At 40.0% G+C, this 2,098-nt stretch carries 1 protein-coding gene; it reads left to right on the top strand.

The window, feature by feature from the left end; genetic code table 11:
- The first annotated feature begins 59 nt into the window (after positions 1 to 59).
- Positions 60 to 2,024, top strand: coding sequence for a DUF5776 domain-containing protein (locus FD47_RS15745; protein WP_175576986.1), 1,965 nt, complete (start codon positions 60 to 62; stop codon positions 2,022 to 2,024).
- Positions 2,025 to 2,098: the final 74 nt, after the last annotated feature.

The raw sequence follows: 2,098 nt of genomic DNA, 5'->3' as shown, positions 1-2,098 counted from the left end.
GATAAAACTTAGGAACTTTAGACATTACGACCACCTGTGAGAGGGGAAGGGTGATGATTATGTCAAATTTGTTCAAAAAAATGAATCCTGCCAAAAATCGGCTGCTAGGATTTTTCACAACGGTTCTAATGACCTTAATGATTATCTTTGGAATTAATTTAATGAATCATTCCAATTTCAATGATAACCATCGTTTTTCACCATTTAATGCCACCCGAGTTTCCGCTGATGTGGCAGAAATTAAATATGTTTTACACGGCGTTGATCTTTACGGCGACCCACTTGATCTCCCGTTTAATGATCAAGAAATTACCGTGCCAAAGTCCTATAAATACTTTGATTTATCTTTCGATGCGTCAAAATATTTGGAGATGACTTTTGATAATGGCCGCTACACCTATAGAGGCTACTATACGGATATTGAGGGCCCCAGTGGAAAGTATTATTATCGTGATCAACACGATAAAGTTGCTAACTTCGAATACGTTTACGCTAATTATCCGAAACGGCTCGCCGATGACGGTACTGTGGACGTTTACATTGTCTATGAGGATCACCAATCGACTAAGCCTAATAAGATCACTTTAACGAGTGATGCTCAAAATAAAGAAGCCGACAAAGTTAAACGGTTCTATACCGATGTTAATAGTAAGCAGTTAAAGGAAGCCGAAGTTTACAATAATGCTGACAAGCCGCGCTATGATCCTAATTTTCCGATTGAAATTGCCAATTACAGATTTGCCGCTTTGGTGATGCGAAAACAGGATCCGAATGGGACCTTTGTCTTTTCTGCCAACAAACTTTTTGCTGGCCAGCGAGCTGATGTGCCCATATCGGACATTACCTACCAACATATTTATCCGCTAGAAGTTTTAGAGTATTACGGCAGCGTTCTTTCTAACCTTGATCCAGGGTCCACCAACACTTATGTTTATGAAAAATTTGCGAATATATTGACTGTCAACTATGTTGATGAAAATAACCAGCCAATTACCGGCCAAAAACCAGTCACTAAACAAGTTCCTTTTGGTGAAACGTACACGGAAACCGCGCCAAAGATTTCAGGGTACACGCTGACAACCAGTCCAACTTTAACGGGTAAACTTGATAAAGATGCCACCATTACTTTTAAATATCAAAAGGATCGCGTCATTCCTCCTAACCCGGGTCCCGTTAATCCGGGTCCTGTTAATCCAAACAACCCGATCAACCCCGACAGTCATAACGACTCCGATAATCACGTGAACAATCATCCAAACAATAACACTGGCGGGAAGACTGAAAGTGATCATCAAGTCGTCAAAGAGCCTGACAACGATAATCAAACGAATAAGAACACCAAGAAGAAAACGGTTGTCTATGCGATTAATAACATCTATCTCTATCAAAATAAGAATTTCAAGCAATCAGAACGCATTTTCAAATACGTTCAGAAGCCAAGAATTAACCGGCCAATGTTTGTTGTGTTAGGTCGATCCACTGACGATTCCGGCAAGTTACGGTTAAAAGTCAGAGATGTTAATCATCACAGTAAATCAGCCAGAAAGGTTGGCTATATTACCGGTTCGTGGAAGTACGTTCGGCCGGTTTATTATCAATCTAACCACAAGACCTTAACGGTGATTAATCCAAACGGGGTGAACGCTTATACCAATCAGAATCTGACTGGCAAGGCGAAACACTTTAAGCAGGGGACGCGGATTAAAGTGACGAAGTTCGTTCGTCACAATCTGACAACGCGTTACATGACGAGTGATGGTTTATACATTACTGGTAACCGTAAGTTAGTGATTAATGGCTACGTGAGACAACCTCAGCAGATTAAGGTTAAAAAGACGTTGTATCGTTATAACAACGCCAACTTTAATCACCGCCTCAGCAAAGTGAAGAAGGGGACAATTTTGAAAGTCGCAAAGTACGAGTATTCACATCCCGATTCACTTAAGCAGTTTGGTACTTTGCGTTATGCAGTTTCTGGAGGGTATGTAACTGCTAATAGACAGTTTGTTAAGGTGATTAAATAGTCGTTTATTTTTAGTAAGCTCATATTAATTACAATAAAAACAATCCCCCGATTTAAAATTGAAGTGCAACACTT

Source organism: Lentilactobacillus parafarraginis DSM 18390 = JCM 14109, from assembly GCF_001435895.1.
GTDB classification, from domain to species: Bacteria; Bacillota; Bacilli; order Lactobacillales; family Lactobacillaceae; genus Lentilactobacillus; species Lentilactobacillus parafarraginis.
Note: the sequence above shows the minus strand (reverse complement) of the source record. Positions and strands in the feature narration are given on the sequence as shown.

Bases quoted from the DNA above. Each gene is read 5' to 3' on its own strand.
- FD47_RS15745 (WP_175576986.1), top strand. From the start codon at position 60: ATGTCAAATTTGTTCAAAAAAATGAATCCTGCCAAAAATCGGCTGCTA.